The following is a 14,385-nucleotide window of genomic DNA, read 5'->3' as shown; positions in this document are numbered from 1 at the left end:
ATGAACCCGATCCTGTTGCTCGACTATGCCGGTGTCGCGGTCTTCGCCGCGACCGGCGCGCTTGCCGCCTCGCGCAAGGAACTCGACATCATCGGCTTCCTCTTCCTTGCCGCCGTCACCGGGATCGGCGGCGGCACGCTGCGCGACGTGCTCCTCGGCGTTCCTGTCTTCTGGGTGGCGAACCCGGCCTATACGCTCGTCTGCGCCGCTGTCGGCCTTCTGGTCTTCTTCACGGCGCATCGCGTTGAATCGCGCTACAGGCTGCTTCTCTGGCTGGATGCGGTAGGCCTTGCCGTCTATTCGGCAATGGGCGCGGCCAAGGGCTTCGCCGCGACCGGATCGCCGGTAATCGCCATCATCATGGGCGTGCTGACGGCAACCTTCGGCGGTATATTGCGCGACCTTCTCGCCGGCGAACCGTCGGTGCTGCTCAGGCCCGAGATCTACGTGACCGCCGCGCTGGCAGGCGCGGTCGTCTTCACGCTCGCTACGCTGGCGGGAGCGACGGTCCTTCTCGCGGCCGTTCTTGCCTTCTCAGCCGCCTTCCTCGTGCGCGGCGGGGCGCTGCGTTTCGGCTGGGCATTTCCGGCCTACCGCTCGCGTCCGGGCCGGCGCCCCGAAGACATTCCCTGAAACATCCGCCCCGCCCACCCGCATTGGCCGCTGTGACATCAATGTCACAGGGCTAAAGGCGATTGGGCTCGGGAACCGCAAAAACGGGAACGTTCCTCAAAGTCGCCTGTTTTGTGCTCATGGCTCGGCTGCAGCAAGGCGGCGCGGGCAGGGAATGAAGGAGCAAGTCGATGAAGAAGATTCTTTACGCCGCCGTCGCCACGCTCGCGCTTTCGGCGGGTACCGCGACTGCCGCGCTCGCCGCCGACGTGATCGCCGAGCAGCCGCCGGCCCCCGCGCCCGTCGTGGTGCCCGTGTTCTCATGGACGGGTCTCTATCTCGGCGCCAATCTCGGTTATGGCTGGGCGAATGCCGGTCCTGACGACGATAACGGTTTCGTCGGCGGCGGCCAGATCGGCTACAATTACGAGTTCGACAACCATCTCGTGCTCGGCATTGAAGGCGACATGGACGCAACCGGCTGGCAATTCGACGGCAATGATGTGGACTACACCATCACAGGCCGTGGCCGCCTCGGTTATGCGTTCGACCGCTGGATGGTCTACGGCACCGGCGGCATCGCCTATGCCAAGGCAGGCGATTTGAAGGATACGGGCTGGGTGGCCGGCGCTGGCGTCGAATGGGCCGCGACCGACCACATCATTCCGGGTATCGAGTACCTGCACTACGGCTTTCGTGATTTTGACAACACCGGCATCAATGCCGATGCCGACGTGATCCGTGCGCGGCTGAGCTTCAAGTTCTGACCGGACCGGCTCTGGTAACGGAAAGGCGCGCCGCTGGCGGCGCGCCTTTTTCTATGTCGCTCTGGCTTTCGCCTTCTTCTTCGTCGGCGCGCTCTTCTTGCTCGGCGCCGGTTTAGCCGCCTTTTCCTTCTCGGTCATTTCAGCTTTCAGTTTCATTTCGACCTCGACGTCCCGCCCATGCTCCTTGGCCGCTTTCTCGCACCGTTCGCGGAACTCGGCCACCTCCTCTTCGGTCAGGTGCTCGATGCCGATGAAGGTGTTTTCGCCGTGCCCGGCGCGGATCAGTTCGTCGAGCTTGGCCTGGATGGCGGCGCCGTCACGGTTCTGCGTGTTCTGGATGAGGAAGACCATCAGGAAGGTGATGATGGTCGTTCCCGTATTGATGATGAGCTGCCAGGTGTCGGAGAACCCGAAGACTGGCCCGCTCACAGCCCAGACGACGACGATGGCGCAGCACGCGAGGAAAGTGACGGGCATTCCCGCCGCATGGGCGACGGCGTTGGCGGTAGTCGAAAATGCCCGGTTGAAACTCATCTTCCTGCCACCTTCGGATATTTCTGATGTTCAAGCCTGACGCGTGGCACGCTCCAAATGCTTGAGCAGCCCTGCCTGTTCCGCCGCCTCGCGCAGATTCTCGCGCGGCCTCGGGCCGATCTGCCCGATGACGAGGCCAGCGGCGAGCGAGCCGAGTTCGCCGCAGAGGCGATGTTCGAGGCCCATCGTATATCCATGCAGGAAGCCGGCCGCGTAGAGGTCTCCGGCTCCTGTGGTGTCGACGACGCGCTCTACCTTCGTCGCCTCGACACTCACCGTCCTGTCGCCGGAGACGACGATCGAACCGGCGGCCGAACGGGTGACGGCGGCGAGCTTGCAATCCTTGCGGATCGCTTCCAACGCCGTCTCGAAGGAGGGCGTCTGGTAGAGCGAGGTTAGCTCGTGCTGGTTGGCGAAGACGATGTCCACCGTGCCGGAGCGCATCAGGTCCAGGAACTCGTCGCGGTAGCGGTCGACGCAGAACGGATCGGAAAGCGTCATCGCCACCTCTCCGCCGGCTTCGTGGGTGAGCTTCGCCGCCAGCCGGATCGCCTCCTTGGCGCGGGGCGGATCCCACAGATAACCCTCGAAATAGGTCACCTTCGCGTCGGTCTTCGCCGGCTCGACGTCTTCGGGCCCAAGCTCGACGCAGGCGCCGAGATAGGTGTTCATGGAGCGCTCGCCGTCCGGCGTGACGAAGATCATGGAGCGCGCCGTCGGCGGCCGGCCGGATAGCGGCACGCTGTCGAAGGCGACGCCATGGGCGCGGATATCGTGCGTGTAGAGGTCGCCGAGCTGGTCCGAGGAAACCTTGCCGAAGAAGGCGGAACGGCCGCCGAAGCTGGCGATGCCGGCCGCCGTGTTGCCGGCGCTGCCGCCCGAGGCCTCCGTCGCCGGTCCCATGCGCGAATAGAGGAGTTCCGCGCGCTCGGCGTCGATCAGGTTCATCGCGCCCTTGATGATGCCGTTTTCGACGAGGAAATCGTCATCGGCGGAAGCGATGATGTCGACAATCGCGTTGCCGATGCAAAGCACGTCGTAGGCGGCCATCCAGTTCTCCGATCAGGCTGTCATGCGGTGGTTTCAGCGAGGGTGTAGCCGCGCGCGGGCTGGATTTGCAACCCCGCGGTCGCGGCGCAGGGTAGCGCCGTCGAGGCAGGCTTATGCCTCCTCTGTCCGACAAGCGGCTGTTCGCTCTCTCAATTCGGCGGTCGCGCCTTCATCGATCGAGCCGTCCGCGATCACGACACCGAACAGCGCGACGGTCTGTTCGGCCGTGTAATAACCCATCCGGAAATCGTCGAGCACGGCCTGCGTGTCGCGCTCGAAAGGATCGCCATAGCCGCCGCCGCCCGGCGTTCCGACACGCACGCGGTCCCCGGCTTTGAGCGGGATATCCTGTTCCTTGGAGAGATGCGGCGGCACATGCGCCTTGCCGCCCTGGAAGACGGTGACGGAATTGACGCCGCCATCCGCGCCGCCGAGCACGCCCTGCGGCCCGACTCGGCCGTGATCCATCACGAAGGACGCGCGCGCCTCGCCCCTCAGCAACTCCACGTCGTAGGAGAGGCCGAAGCCGCCGCGATGCTTTCCCGCGCCGCCGGAACCCTCGCGCAGCGCGTATTCGCGGTAGAGCACCGGAAAGGCCTGCTCCATCACCTCGACCGGTGGCGATTTGGAGATGCCGATGGTCGAGCAGCCGTTGGAGAGCCCGTCATGGTCGGCATTGCCGCCATAGCCGCCGCCGGAGATCTGGTACATGACGTAATCGCGGCCGCGCGCCGGGTCGCTGCCGCCGAGCGCGAAATTGCCGCTCGAGCCGGCCGGCGCCGCCGTCACCTCTTCCGGCAATGCCTGCACAAGTGCTGCGAACACCGCCTCGGCGATACGCTGCGAAACTTCCGCTGCGCAGCCGGAGACGGGGCGGGGATATCTCGCGTCGAGGAAAGTGCCTTCCGGGCGCTTGACGATCAGTGGCTCGAAGGCGCCTGCGCTCATCGGCACGTCGGGGAAGATATGGCGCATGGCGAGATAGACCGAGGAGAGCGTCGTTGCCAGCACGCTGTTCATCGGTCCGGCGCAGGGCGGCGAGGAGCCCTCGAAATCGAACGTCAGCGTGTCGCCTGCCTTGGTGACGGCGAGCGCGATCGTCAGCGGCGCGTCGACCACCCCGTCGGAATCGACATAGGCCTTCGAGCGATAGGTGCCGTCCGTGATCCCGGCGATACGCGCGCGCATCTGCTCGGCGGCGCGCTCGCGCAATTCGCCGATCGCCTGGCTGACTGTTTCGTCTCCGTAACGGTCGAGCAGTTCCACCAGCCGGTCCTGCCCGACCATCAGCGCCGCCGCCTGCGCCTTGATGTCGCCGATTCGCTGGTCGGCGACACGGATGTTGGAGGCGATGATGCCGTGGATCTCGGGATCGAGTCGGTCCTTCTTGAAGAGCTTGACCGGCGGCAGGCGCAATCCCTCCTGCTCGACGGCGGTGGCCGAAGCGGAGAAGCCGCCCGGCACCGCGCCCCCGATATCCGGCCAGTGGCCGGTGTTCGAGAGCCAGCAGAAGATGGCGCCATTGCGATAGACCGGCATGACGAAGCGCACGTCCATCAGATGCGTGCCGCCGAGATAGGGGTCGTTGACGATATAGATGTCGCCCGGTTCCGGCGGCAGGCAGCGGCCGTCGCGGATCATCTCGATCAGTATGCGGGTAGAATATTGCATGACGCCGACGAAGACCGGCAGCCCGCCGATCCCCTGCGCGATCAGCGAGCCGTCCTCGGCCGAATAGATCCCGTCCGAGCGGTCGTTCGCCTCGGCGATGACCGGAGAGAAGGCGGCGCGCGAGAAGGTCAGGTCCATCTCGTCGCAGACCTGTTGCAGGCCGGCCTGGATGACGGTGAGGGTGATGGGATCGAGTGCAGCCATCCTCATGTCTTCCCGATCTCTATGATGATGTTGCCGTCGGCGTCGGACGTTGCGCGGTCGGCGGGTTCGATGACGGTCGTGGCGTCCATCTGTTCGAGGATGGCAGGGCCGGTGATGACGGCGTCGAGCGGCAGCTTCTCGCGGTCATAGACCGGCGTGTCGTGCCATGTCCCGTCATACCAGACCGGCCGTCTTTCGCTCAGCGCTTCTTCCAGCGTCGATGCCCGGCCCGCCGGGTCGATCAGGCTCGACAGGTCGAGTGCCGGCCTTACCCCGATGACCGACGTGTTGAGGTTGACGAGGTTGGCGCGTATTTCCGGCAGTTCCACTTTAAAGCGGGCGAAATAGGCCTTTTCGAAAAGTTCCTGGATCGTTTCGCGCGAGACGTCGGCCGATGGCAGCGGCACGTTCAGGAGATGCGTCTGTCCGATGAACTGCATGTCGGCGGAATGGACGAGACGGATATCCTCCGGCCGCACCGCTTCCTTTTCGATCAGTTCGCGCCCTTCCGCGCTTTGCCGTGCAAGCACGTCCTTCACCGCAGCTTCGTCGAGGCTCGCGACGGGCTGGTTGACCGTGTTGACGAAGTCGTGCCGGAGATCGGCGACGACGCAGCCGAGCGCGTTGGTGATGCCGGGCCGCGCCGGCACGAGCACCTTGGGAATGCCGAGTTCGCGCGCCAGCGCCGAGGCATGCAGCGGCCCGGCGCCGCCGAAGGCGAACAGTGCGAAATCGCGCGGGTCGTGCCCCTTGGCGACGGAGACCATGCGGATCGCGCCGGCCATGCGGATATTACCGATCTTCAGCACCGCGCCCGCCGCTTCCGCTCCGTCGAGCCCGAGCCGCCGGCCGAGCTTCCCGGCGAAGACCGCGCGGATGGCGTCGATATCGACCGGGCTGCCGACCGCGAGCAGCTTTTTGGCGTTGAGGCGGCCGAGGAGGAGGTTGGCGTCGGAAATGGTCGGCTCCATGCCGCCGCGGCCATAGCAGATGGGACCGGGGGAGGCCCCGGCACTCTGCGGCCCGACCCTGAGCAAGCCTGAATCGTCCACCCGCGCGATCGAGCCGCCGCCCGCGCCGACGGTGCGCACATCCACCATCGGCACGTGGATCGGCATCGCATATTCGATCTCGATCTCGTTGGAGACGGCGGCCTGTGCGTTGCGGATCAGCGCGACGTCGGTGGATGTGCCGCCCATGTCGTAGGTGACGACGTTGGGGTAGCCCGCCCGGCGCGCCGTATAGGCCGCCGCCATCACGCCGGAGGCCGGGCCGGACATGACCGTCTTGGCCGCCTCGTCGGTGACGAAGCGCGCCGAGATCATGCCGCCATTGCCGTTCATGACGAGGAAATCCCGGTGGTAGCCCCGGTTCGTGAGTTCGGCCCGGAGTTTCTCGACATAGCGCTTGAGGATCGGCTGCACCGACGCGTTGACCGAAGCGGTGACGCCACGTTCGAATTCCCGCGCCTCGGAAAGCAGCGAATGGCCGGCTGTGATGTAGTCGTTCGGCCAGCTTTCCGCTGCGATCTCGGCGGCGCGCAACTCATGCGCCGGATTGGCGTAGGAATGCAGGAAGTGGATGACGAGCGATTCGCAGCCGCCTGCCAGAAGCTTCGCCACCGCCGCGCGCACCTCGTCCTCGTCAAGCGCCTGCCGCACTTTGCCGCCGGCCTCGACGCGCTCGGTGACTTCGAGCCTGAGATCGCGCGGGATCACCGGCACGAAACGGCCGGTCATGCCATAGGGCTCGGGCCGGGTGCGCCGGCCGAGTTCGATGATGTCGCGAAAGCCCCGCGTCGTGATCATGCCGGTCTTAGCGAGCCGCCGCTCCAGCACGGCGTTGGTGGTGGTCGTCGTGCCGTGAACGATGAGGTCGACCGCTTCGACCGGGAAGCCCGTCTGGGCGAGAGCCGCGACCACGCCGAAAGCCTGGTTATCCACGGTTGTCGGCGTCTTGGCGATGAAGGCCCTGCCGCCGTCGCGCCCGTCGATCAGAAGCAGGTCGGTGAAGGTGCCACCGACATCGATGCCTGCGACCACGTTGCCCGAAACTGCTCCATTCTTCGCGTCCATCGAGAAATCCGGAATGCCCAACCTGCTGATTATACTCGACTTAGTATGGTTTTCGCCATCCGCGTCTTGACGCGATATTCATTTGTACACTAATAAATATCGCTCGCAAGACCGTAGAAGTTGATGCTGCCGACGCAGCGATCCGCCCGGCCGGGATATCCTGGCGAATTCAGGAGCGTCAGACATGCAGACCGCCGATTTCGGCCGTTCGGCCGAGGCATCCGCGAGCGCCTTTCCAATTCCCGCCAATGTGTACGCGGAAAAGGTCGTTTCGGTCACGCATTATACGGACCGGCTCTTTTCCTTCCGCGTCACGCGTCCGCAAAGCTTCCGGTTTCGCTCCGGCGAGTTCGTCATGATCGGTCTGCCGAATGCCGAGCGGCCGGTCTTCCGCGCCTATTCGATCGCCAGCCCCGCCTGGGACGACGAACTGGAATTCTTTTCCATCAAGGTACCGGACGGTCCGCTGACCTCTCACCTGCAGAAGATTGTCGCCGGCGACACGATACTCCTGCGCCAGAAAGCGACCGGCACGCTGGTGCTCGAAGCATTGACCCCTGCCAAGCGCCTCTACATGATCTCGACCGGCACCGGCATCGCGCCTTTCGCGAGCCTCATTCGGGATCCCGAGACCTACGAGAAATTCGGCCAGATCGTGCTCACCCATACCTGCCGCGATGTCGCTGAGCTCGAATACGGCGCCGCGCTTTACCGGCAGAGCGTCGAGGACCCGCTGATCGGTGAACTGACCAACGGCCGCCTGACCTATTATGCCTCGACGACCAGGGGGAAGTTTCCGCGCATGGGCCGCGTCACGACGCTGATCGAGGACGGCACGCTTTTCACGGATATCGGCGCGGAACCGTTCGACCCCGCCAACGACCGCATCATGATCTGCGGCTCGATGGCCATGCTGCACGACGTCAAGGCGCTGGTCGGGAAAGCCGGCTTCGCAGAAGGCTCGCATAGTGCCCCCGGCGATTTCGTAGTGGAGCGCGCCTTCGTCGGCTGACCCCTTCAATGTGTACTTGATGCCAAAAGACGGTCCCGCCACAATGGTGTATGGAGAGCCGTCATGTTGCGTTTCCTGATTATCGACGACCACCCGCTGTTCCGCGAAGCCCTCCAGAGCGCGCTGCAGCTTGCCTATCCGGATGCCGAGACTGTCGAGGCCCGGCTGATCGAGGAGGCGCTCAATGTCCTCGAGCAGGAACAGGATTTCGATCTCGCTTTGCTCGATCTGTCGATCCCCGGCGTCCAGGGCTTCGAAGGGCTTCTGACCATCCGCACGCGCTATCCGCGCCTGCCGGTCGTCGTCGTGTCGGGCCATGAGGACCCGCGTGTCGTCTCGGAGACGCTTTCCTACGGCGCGGCGGGCTTTATCCCGAAATCCGCGCGCAAGGACGATCTCGCCAAGGCCATCCGCGAGGTGATGGAAGGCGAAGTCTGCGTGCCGCGCAATTTCGTGGAACTACCGGATGATCCGGGGCGCGAGGATCGCGCCGAACTCGTGCGCCGTCTGGCCACGCTGACGCCGCAGCAGACCCGCGTCCTCGGCATGCTGCGCCAGGGGCTCCTCAACAAGCAGATCGCCTACGAGCTTCAGGTGGGCGAGACAACGGTGAAGGCGCATGTGTCGGAGATATTGCGCAAGCTCCACGTCTACAGCCGCACGCAGGCGGTGATCGAGGTGTCGCGGCTGGACCATGGCGAGCTTTTCCGCGACGCGGAGGAATTCGGCGGTGTCGACGGGAACAAGCAGGGTTAGGTTCTACGAGCGATTGGTATTGCGCTGGATACCGACCGGCAGCGTAGCGATGCGGGCCATCTCGCCTTTCCTGAACAGCGAGCGGTCGTTCAGATAGGCGGCAAGCATGCCGGTGGCGTCGTCACCCCAGAAGAGTTCGCCGTCAAGGTGGAAGGTCGGTACGCCGAAGACGCCGCGTCCGATCGCCTCGTCGGTCAGTTGCCGGAGTTTATCCTTCGCCGACTGCTCGCCTGCAAGCTCGATGGCCGCGCCGGAGACCATTAGATAGCGGCCGAAATCCTCTATCGCCTCGTCCGTATCCGGCGCGCGGCCCTCCACGAAGACGAAATCGAAGGCCCGCCGCACCGTTTGCAGGTCGGGGCCAAGCGCGGCGAGCATACGCAGCGCCTTCAGCGGGTTGAACGGATGACGCTCGGGCATGGTAAAGCTCAAGCCTCGCTCCGAGGCTATCCATTGTGCCAGCCGGTAGGTATGGAGCCGCTTCGGGCTGATCTCGGCCGGGCCGAGTTGCCCCCAATGGCGGAGGATGACGCCGAGAAGCACCGGCTTCGGCACGATCTTCAGCCCCTTGGGAAGGCGGTCCAGGGCGTTCAACTGAAGGAAGGCGAAGGGCGAGATGAGGTCGAAATACCAGTCGACCGTGGTTATGTCCTGATCGCCCGCATTCTCGCTCATGGTCGTTCCTGCCCCAGTCCGACAAAAAGTCTGAAGAACCGGGAGAGGTCTATTCCGCAGCCTCGGAAACCGCAAGCGTCGGCTTGGCTTCCACGCCCGGAAGGTCACGCACGGTGCATCCCGAAACGCAGCAGCGGCCGGGCTGTCTGGACACGCGCCTTCCATCGTCGAGCACGCCGCGCTCCAGAAGTGCCTCGACCAGTTCGACCTTCTCCATCACCGGATAATTGCGCCAGATTTCGCGCTTCATCGCCTCGGGCGAGCCGCCGCCATGGAGCGAGATGACCGAATACCAGCCGGCCTGATCGGAGACGGTCAAATCTTCCACCAAGCGGGCGACCTCCATGCGGCTGGCATACGGGATGTCTGCGCGGGCTCCGAGCACGGCGGCGAGCGAACCGGCGGTCTCGGGATTGTGGTCCTCCGCCGGCCCAGGCAGGGCGACGATCAGCCCGCCGGAGACGGTGTGGGCGAGCCGGTGCATGTCGTAGATCTGCGTCGCCAGCAGAAGCTTGCCGATATTGGAGAACACGACGTCCGGCATGACATTGCCGGCTGCCTCGCGCGTCGCGTGGACCGAAGCGGCGATGCCGCAGGCGTAGAAGCCCTCGACGATCTTGATCAGTTCCACCATCTCTTCGCGGATGTGGCCGTGCTTGTCGGGATCGAGGCCGTTCGCCTCGATCATCAGCGCGCCGGCGCCAATCAGGAGATCGCCGAAGCCGGCCCGCGCGCCGATGCAGGTTTGCCGGTGATGGGTTGCATAGGAAGTGGTGAGATGGCCGGCCTCCTCCGTTTCACCCGCCATGAAGACACGCTCCCACGGCACGAAGACGTCCTCGAACAGCACGACGCCGGTCGACTGGCCGTATTTGCCGGAGAATTTGGCAGCCGGCTCGCCCGGCCGTCCAGCCTTGCGCGCGACGATGGTGACGCCTTCGGCATCGACCGGCACGGCGCAACAGACGGCGAAATCGGCGTCCTCTTTCGTATGCGTGCGGCAGGGCAGGACGAGGAATTCGTGCATATAAGGCGCGCCGGTGACGATCGCCTTGGCGCCGGAGATGACGATGCCGTCCTTTCGCCGCTCCCTGATGTGGACATAGGCGTCGCGGTTTTCCTGCTGGCCGGCGCGCTTCGAGCGGTCGCCCTTGGCGTCGGTCATGGCGACGCCGAGCGTCAGGTCGCGGTCCTGCGCGTCGTGCATATAGGCGAGGAAGCGCTGGTGGTAGTCGGTCCCGTGCGCGTCGTCGGCGAGGCGCGTCGCCTGGAAGATGCCGCAGAAGGCGTCATGGGTGAGATAGCGCTGGGCGCATCCGGATATCTTGCAGGCCAGCCGCACCGCCTCGAGCTTGGCCAGAAGATCAGAGGAGTCCTGATCGACATGCACCATGCGGTTCACGACCTTGCCGGACGTATGCTGGCGCGCGGTCATCACCTCGGCATGCTCGGCGACATGGGCGAGGTCGTAGGTGACGCCGATGGCATTGATTCCCGGCCTGAGGATGGCCGAATCCGCCACGCTTTCGATGCGCTCGCCCTCGACAAAGACACGCGGCTTGTAGGCGCGAAGCGACTCGCGATAGTCGGCGGCGGTCATCAGCATGGCGCGATCTCCGATTGCCACTCACGGCTTGCGGATAAAATCGAACAGCGTTAGAAAAACGTCAAGCGAAAACTTTAACGGTGTTAGAATGGCGATTGCCAAGCTCTCGACAGCACCGCGAAGACAGGCTGCCACCGAGGCCAAGCGCGAGCGCATCCTCGATGCCGCGCGACAGATCTTCGAGGCGGACGGGCTGGAGGCGGCGTCCTTGCGGGGTATCGCGGCGGCCGCCGGCTACACGCCGGCCGCGCTATATTTCCATTTCGATTCCAAGGAAGCGCTCTATGCCGAAGTGCTTGCCACTTCGATTGCGCGGCTCGCCGAGGCGATTGGAGCCGCCGCCTCGAAGCGGGACGAACCGGCCGCAAGGCTTTCGACGGCGGCGCTTGCCTTCTTCGATTTCTATGCCGAGAATCCGCGCGACCTCGATCTCGGCTTCTATCTCTTCCGTGGCGGCATGCGTCCGAAAGGCGTCGGCCGCGAGCGCGACAAGACCTTGAATGCGGCGCTGGCGGCAGCGCTTTCCCCGATCGGCGAGGCCGCGCGCGCTTTGGGAGCCGACGAGACGGCCGCCAATCTCACCGTCGCCGACCTCTTTGCCCATGCGACGGGCCTTTTGCTCCTCGCCCATACCGGCCGCATCCGCATGTTCGGTGCCTCGGCGCGCGAATTGATGGTAGAAGCGGTCGAGAGGCGGACAGCGTTGCTCGCTAAGGGAGATGCAGGATGAGGACGCTCGACCGCGACCGTACCACGCTTCTTATCGTCGACTTCCAGCAGAGGCTGATGCCGGCGATCGACGGCGCGAGCGACGTGCTCGCCAATGCCGGAAGACTGATCGAGGCGGCGAAGAAGTTCGGCGTGCCGGTTGTCGTCACCGAGCAATATCCTAGAGGCCTCGGTCCGACCGTGCCTCAGCTTGCTGTCGAGGGCTTACCGACGCTGGCCAAGATGGATTTCGACGCCACGCGCGCCGCCGGCTTCTTCGAAATGCTGCCGAAGGACCGGCCCGACATTCTCGTCAGTGGATGCGAGGCGCATGTCTGCGTATTGCAGACGGTGCTGGGTCTTCTCGATGGTGGGCATAACGTCCATGTCGTGCGCGACGCCATCGGTTCGCGCCGTGCCGAAAGCAAGGAAACGGCCATCGAACGCATGCGCGGCCACGACGCTGGGATCGTGACGACCGAGATGGCCCTGTTCGAATGGCTGGGCACGGCCGCCGACCCGCACTTCCGTGAGATCAGCGTGCTGATAAGATAGACCTCCCTGTCATGCATATGCGGCTTGAACGAAAGGCCGCGGCCTCCTATTCCGATCCGGAAGCAAAGTCACCGCCGCGAGCCGGCGAGGGAAAGGCGAGAATGCGGAATCTGTGGAAGGACGACGAGGCGGAAGCGATCGTTTCGGCTTATGCGGCAAAGGGCGTCGGACGCGATCTGGCGCTGCGTGTCTATACGACAAGGCTGCTCGGCGGCGAGCCGAGGCTGGTCCTGCATGGCGGCGGTAACACGTCGGTCAAGCTCAGAATGGCCGATCTTGTAGGCGATGAATGGGACGTGCTCTGCGTCAAGGGCAGCGGATGGGACATGGGCGTCATCGAGCCGGCCGGCCTGCCCGCCGTCAAGCTGAAGCCGCTGCTCAAGGCGCGCGCGCTTGAAAAACTCTCCGACGAGGACATGGTGGCACTGCAGCGCGCCAACCTCATCGACCCGTCCTCGCCCAACCCTTCGGTCGAGACCTTGCTGCATGCTTTCTTGCGGCACAAATTCGTCGATCACACGCACTCCACCGCAATCCTCGGCATTGTCGACCAGCAGGACAGCGAGCCGCTCTGCCGCGAGGTCTTCGGGCCGAAGATGGGCTTCGTGCCCTATATCAAGCCAGGCTTCGATCTGGCGAAGGCGGCGGCCGACATCTACGAGCAGGATCCGCCGGTCGAGGGCCTGATCCTCGACAAGCACGGCATCTTCACCTTCGGCGACAGCGCCAGGGAAGCCTATGACCGCATGATCCATTACGTTACGGTTGCGGAACAATATATCGCTTCCAAGACCAGAACGGGCAAAAAGGCGACTTTGCCGGCAAAGCTGGCGCGGCCGGCGGAGATCGCCCCGATGTTGAGGGGCGCCGTCGCCTTCCCGCGCGGCGAAGGCCGTTTCGACCGCTTCGTCACCGATTTCCGTACCTCGCCGAAAATCGTGGATTTCCTCTCAAACGCCGACCTCGAGCGGCTGGCGGCATCCGGCGTCAGTACGCCCGACCTGTCGATCCGTATCAAGACGGGGCCAATGGTCCTCGATGTGCCGGAAGCAGGCGACGCCGCCGGCTACGCAGCGAAGGTGAAGGCGCGCGTGGCGAAATACGTTGCCGACTACACCGGCTATTTTACCACCAATAATGCCCGCGACGACGTCGCCCGCACCATGCTCGATCCGATGCCGAGGCTGGCGCTGGTGCCGGGGCTCGGCATGTTCGGCTTCGGCCGGACGCTGAAGGATGCGCGCATCGCGTCGGATATCGGCGAGATGTGGATCGAGGCGGTGGCGGGTGCCGAGGCGGTCGGCACTTTCCATCCGCTGCCCATGTCCGACCTGTTCGAACTGGAATACTGGTCACTGGAGCAGGCGAAGCTCGCCGGCAACAAGCCGAAGCCGCTCACCGGTCAGGTGCTGTTTGTCACCGGAGGCGGTGGCGCCATAGGGGCGGCGACGGCGAAGCTCTTCGCCGACACCGGCGCGCATGTGGTGGTAGCCGATCTCGATGCCGGAAGGGCCGAGGCGGCCGCGAAGGCAGCCGGTAACAATTCCATAGGGGTTGCCTGTGACGTGACCGATCCGAAATCCGTCCGCGCCGCCTTCGGCGCGGCAGTAAAGGCTTTCGGCGGTGTCGATATCGTCGTCTCGAATGCCGGCGCCGCCTTCGAAGGCAGGATCGGCGAGCTTGACGACGCGCTCTTGCGTAAGAGCTTCGAGCTCAATTTCTTCTCGCATCAGAACGTGGCGCAGAACGCGGTACGCATATTCCAGGCGCAGGGCACGAGTGGCGTGCTTCTCTTCAACACGTCGAAGCAGGCGGTCAATCCGGGTGCCAATTTCGGCGCCTACGGCCTGCCCAAGGCGGCGACTTTGTTCCTGTCGAGGCAATACGCGCTGGAATATGGCGCGATTGGCGTGCGCTCCAACGCCGTCAATGCAGACCGTATCCGCTCCGGCCTGCTCGACGACGCCATGATCGCCAGCCGTTCAAAGGCGCGTGGCGTCTCTGAGAAGGACTATATGTCGGGCAACCTATTGCACGAGGAAGTGAAGGCCGAGCATGTCGCGCAGGCCTTCCTGCATCAGGCGCTGGCGGAACGGACGACCGCCGACGTGACCACCGTCGACGGCGGGAACATCGCCGCGGCGCTGCGATAAATAAACT

The 14,385-nt window shown here is 64.5% G+C and carries 13 protein-coding genes; 7 read left to right on the top strand and 6 right to left on the bottom strand.

Features of this window, described 5'->3' with window-relative positions:
- Both RBH77_RS01805 and RBH77_RS01800 read left to right on the top strand, forming a co-directional pair.
- Positions 1-633 (top strand): trimeric intracellular cation channel family protein, encoded by a 633-nt coding sequence (locus RBH77_RS01805; RefSeq protein WP_311030448.1) that lies wholly within the window; start codon positions 1-3, stop codon positions 631-633.
- Positions 634-803: 170 nt separating this feature from the next.
- Positions 804-1,379 (top strand): outer membrane protein, encoded by a 576-nt coding sequence (locus RBH77_RS01800; RefSeq protein ID WP_311030447.1) that lies wholly within the window; start codon positions 804-806, stop codon positions 1,377-1,379.
- A 51-nt stretch (positions 1,380-1,430) separates the two neighbouring features.
- Here the strand turns inward: RBH77_RS01800 and RBH77_RS01795 are convergent, their stop codons facing one another.
- From RBH77_RS01795 to RBH77_RS01780, 4 genes are all read right to left on the bottom strand, one after another.
- The gene (locus tag RBH77_RS01795; protein ID WP_311030446.1) at positions 1,431-1,913 is read right to left on the bottom strand and encodes a low affinity iron permease family protein; all 483 of its coding nucleotides are present in this window, start codon (positions 1,911-1,913) and stop codon (positions 1,431-1,433) included.
- Positions 1,914-1,943: 30 nt separating this feature from the next.
- Positions 1,944-2,963, bottom strand: coding sequence for an adenosine kinase (locus tag RBH77_RS01790; RefSeq protein WP_311030445.1), 1,020 nt, complete (start codon positions 2,961-2,963; stop codon positions 1,944-1,946).
- Between the two features lie 111 nt (positions 2,964-3,074).
- On the bottom strand, positions 3,075-4,838 hold the full coding sequence (locus RBH77_RS01785; RefSeq protein ID WP_311030444.1) for a hydantoinase B/oxoprolinase family protein: 1,764 nt from the start codon (positions 4,836-4,838) through the stop codon (positions 3,075-3,077).
- A gap of 2 nt (positions 4,839-4,840) precedes the next feature.
- The gene (locus RBH77_RS01780) at positions 4,841-6,913 is read right to left on the bottom strand and encodes a hydantoinase/oxoprolinase family protein (protein WP_311030443.1); all 2,073 of its coding nucleotides are present in this window, start codon (positions 6,911-6,913) and stop codon (positions 4,841-4,843) included.
- 184 nt (positions 6,914-7,097) lie between these two features.
- Here RBH77_RS01780 and RBH77_RS01775 point away from each other — a divergent pair, with 184 nt between their 5' ends.
- Together RBH77_RS01775 and RBH77_RS01770 are read left to right on the top strand one after the other, a co-directional pair.
- Positions 7,098-7,925 carry a ferredoxin--NADP reductase gene (locus tag RBH77_RS01775; RefSeq protein ID WP_311030442.1) on the top strand — a complete coding sequence of 276 codons (828 nt, stop codon included), beginning with the start codon at positions 7,098-7,100 and terminating at the stop codon, positions 7,923-7,925.
- 63 nt (positions 7,926-7,988) lie between these two features.
- Positions 7,989-8,681 carry a response regulator gene (locus tag RBH77_RS01770; protein WP_311030441.1) on the top strand — a complete coding sequence of 231 codons (693 nt, stop codon included), beginning with the start codon at positions 7,989-7,991 and terminating at the stop codon, positions 8,679-8,681.
- A gap of 3 nt (positions 8,682-8,684) precedes the next feature.
- Here the strand turns inward: RBH77_RS01770 and RBH77_RS01765 are convergent, their stop codons facing one another.
- Together RBH77_RS01765 and RBH77_RS01760 are read right to left on the bottom strand one after the other, a co-directional pair.
- A complete protein-coding gene (locus tag RBH77_RS01765) occupies positions 8,685-9,356 on the bottom strand; it encodes a 2-hydroxychromene-2-carboxylate isomerase (RefSeq protein ID WP_311030440.1) in 672 nt (223 codons plus the stop codon).
- Positions 9,357-9,405: 49 nt separating this feature from the next.
- Entirely contained in the window at positions 9,406-10,962 is a 1,557-nt protein-coding gene (locus RBH77_RS01760) for a 4-hydroxyphenylacetate 3-hydroxylase family protein (RefSeq protein ID WP_311030439.1), read from the bottom strand.
- 88 nt (positions 10,963-11,050) lie between these two features.
- Here RBH77_RS01760 and RBH77_RS01755 point away from each other — a divergent pair, with 88 nt between their 5' ends.
- The 3 genes from RBH77_RS01755 to RBH77_RS01745 all read left to right on the top strand — a co-directional run bounded on the left by RBH77_RS01755 (position 11,051) and on the right by RBH77_RS01745 (position 14,378).
- Positions 11,051-11,692, top strand: coding sequence for a TetR/AcrR family transcriptional regulator (locus RBH77_RS01755; RefSeq protein WP_311030438.1), 642 nt, complete (start codon positions 11,051-11,053; stop codon positions 11,690-11,692).
- Positions 11,689-12,225, top strand: coding sequence for an isochorismatase family protein (locus tag RBH77_RS01750; RefSeq protein WP_311030437.1), 537 nt, complete (start codon positions 11,689-11,691; stop codon positions 12,223-12,225). Before RBH77_RS01755 ends, RBH77_RS01750 begins: the two co-directional genes overlap by 4 nt.
- Positions 12,226-12,326: 101 nt before the next feature.
- The gene (locus RBH77_RS01745; RefSeq protein WP_311030436.1) at positions 12,327-14,378 is read left to right on the top strand and encodes a bifunctional aldolase/short-chain dehydrogenase; all 2,052 of its coding nucleotides are present in this window, start codon (positions 12,327-12,329) and stop codon (positions 14,376-14,378) included.
- Positions 14,379-14,385 lie beyond the last annotated feature (7 nt).

It is taken from the genome of Mesorhizobium koreense (assembly GCF_031656215.1).
Lineage (GTDB): Bacteria > Pseudomonadota > Alphaproteobacteria > Rhizobiales > Rhizobiaceae > Mesorhizobium_L > Mesorhizobium_L koreense.
This window is presented reverse-complemented; position numbering and strand designations above follow the sequence as displayed.

Excerpts from the sequence above, each read along its gene's own strand:
- RBH77_RS01790 (WP_311030445.1), bottom strand. The coding sequence starts at position 2,963 with ATGGCCGCCTACGACGTGCTTTGCATCGGCAACGCGATTGTCGACATC.
- RBH77_RS01775 (WP_311030442.1), top strand. The coding sequence starts at position 7,098 with ATGCAGACCGCCGATTTCGGCCGTTCGGCCGAGGCATCCGCGAGCGCC.
- RBH77_RS01780 (WP_311030443.1), bottom strand. The coding sequence starts at position 6,913 with ATGGACGCGAAGAATGGAGCAGTTTCGGGCAACGTGGTCGCAGGCATC.
- RBH77_RS01765 (WP_311030440.1), bottom strand. The coding sequence starts at position 9,356 with ATGAGCGAGAATGCGGGCGATCAGGACATAACCACGGTCGACTGGTAT.
- RBH77_RS01800 (WP_311030447.1), top strand. The coding sequence starts at position 804 with ATGAAGAAGATTCTTTACGCCGCCGTCGCCACGCTCGCGCTTTCGGCG.
- RBH77_RS01750 (WP_311030437.1), top strand. The coding sequence starts at position 11,689 with ATGAGGACGCTCGACCGCGACCGTACCACGCTTCTTATCGTCGACTTC.
- RBH77_RS01795 (WP_311030446.1), bottom strand. The coding sequence starts at position 1,913 with ATGAGTTTCAACCGGGCATTTTCGACTACCGCCAACGCCGTCGCCCAT.
- RBH77_RS01755 (WP_311030438.1), top strand. The coding sequence starts at position 11,051 with ATGGCGATTGCCAAGCTCTCGACAGCACCGCGAAGACAGGCTGCCACC.
- RBH77_RS01760 (WP_311030439.1), bottom strand. The coding sequence starts at position 10,962 with ATGCTGATGACCGCCGCCGACTATCGCGAGTCGCTTCGCGCCTACAAG.
- RBH77_RS01745 (WP_311030436.1), top strand. The coding sequence starts at position 12,327 with ATGCGGAATCTGTGGAAGGACGACGAGGCGGAAGCGATCGTTTCGGCT.
- RBH77_RS01805 (WP_311030448.1), top strand. The coding sequence starts at position 1 with ATGAACCCGATCCTGTTGCTCGACTATGCCGGTGTCGCGGTCTTCGCC.
- RBH77_RS01770 (WP_311030441.1), top strand. The coding sequence starts at position 7,989 with ATGTTGCGTTTCCTGATTATCGACGACCACCCGCTGTTCCGCGAAGCC.
- RBH77_RS01785 (WP_311030444.1), bottom strand. The coding sequence starts at position 4,838 with ATGGCTGCACTCGATCCCATCACCCTCACCGTCATCCAGGCCGGCCTG.